The 1,024-nt window shown below is 56.0% G+C and carries 2 protein-coding genes and 1 pseudogene; all 3 read left to right on the forward strand.

Features of this window, described 5'->3' with window-relative positions; genetic code table 11:
• Positions 1–239, forward strand: a pseudogene (locus ACXJ5O_RS28120) (two-component sensor histidine kinase); the annotation flags it as partial.
• On the forward strand, positions 236–595 hold the full coding sequence (locus ACXJ5O_RS28125) for an ATP-binding protein (protein ID WP_457302782.1): 360 nt from the start codon (positions 236–238) through the stop codon (positions 593–595). The pseudogene ACXJ5O_RS28120 and the gene ACXJ5O_RS28125, both read left to right, overlap by 4 nt.
• On the forward strand, positions 588–1,024 hold a 437-nt coding region (locus ACXJ5O_RS28130; protein ID WP_457302783.1), incomplete at its 3' end, for a response regulator transcription factor. The genes ACXJ5O_RS28125 and ACXJ5O_RS28130, both read left to right, overlap by 8 nt.

Below are 1,024 nucleotides of genomic sequence, written 5' to 3' on the forward strand. Positions count from 1 at the left end.
GTCGCGAGCCACCGGATTTACACGCTGTGGCCAGATCGGCGGAACGGATTATCCGCGACAGCCAACGGGCCAGCGAGATCCTACAGAATACTCGAGGGTTCCTATCTCATGAAAACGGCAAGCTGGAGCCGGTCAATGGCGATGATCTCTTCAATGAAACGCTAGCGCTTATGGAGCATGAGCTTCAGCGAAGCGGGACGGCAGTGAACTTTCAATCGCGAAGAAAGTTCCGCCCGTGACCGCCGTGAAAATTGAGCTGCAGCAGGTTTTGATCAATCTCATCACGAATGCGATACCGGCTATGGACGAGGCAGCCTGCGACGAGCGTACCATCACCCTGGCATCTGACCAGCTCGATACAAAGCGCATCAKCGTTACCGTACGCGACACCGGACCCGGTATTACCGATCAGGCGAAAGACAAGCTCTTCGCCCCCTTCTTCACCACCAAAAGTGCGGGCATGGGAATGGCCCTCTCGATTTGTCCAAGCAGGCTGGAGGCCCGTGGTGGAAAGTTAGACGGCGGCAACCATCCCGACGGCGGGGCCATGTTTGAAGTGCACTTACTGATCACGCCAGAGGTAGAACATGCCTGATATTCGCAATCGCCCCAAGGACAAGCCAGTCGTGTTCATCGTAGATGACGATCCATCGATGCAGGAAGCGCTGATGGACCTGTTCCTGTCAATGAGCTTTCAAGCGCAGGCATTTGAAAGCGCGTCTGTTTTTTTGGCTGAGGCAGATTTCAGCAGACATGGCTGCATTCTTCTGGACGTCCGGCTGCCCGGTGTCAGCGGTATCGATTTCCAGGGTCAGCTCGAGCGGATCGGCAACAAGATGCCGATTGTCTTCATGACGGGGTTTGGTGACATACCAATGAGCGTGAGGGCGATGAAGGCCGGCGCTGTCGACTTTCTGACAAAGCCGTTCAAAGACCAGGATATCCTCGACGCGGTCGCAACCGCGATTGACCGGGACATGGTTCGCCGACAGCAGAACGCCCAGAACGACGCGGTCACCTCATT

Source organism: Phyllobacterium sp. P5_D12, from assembly GCF_054049495.1.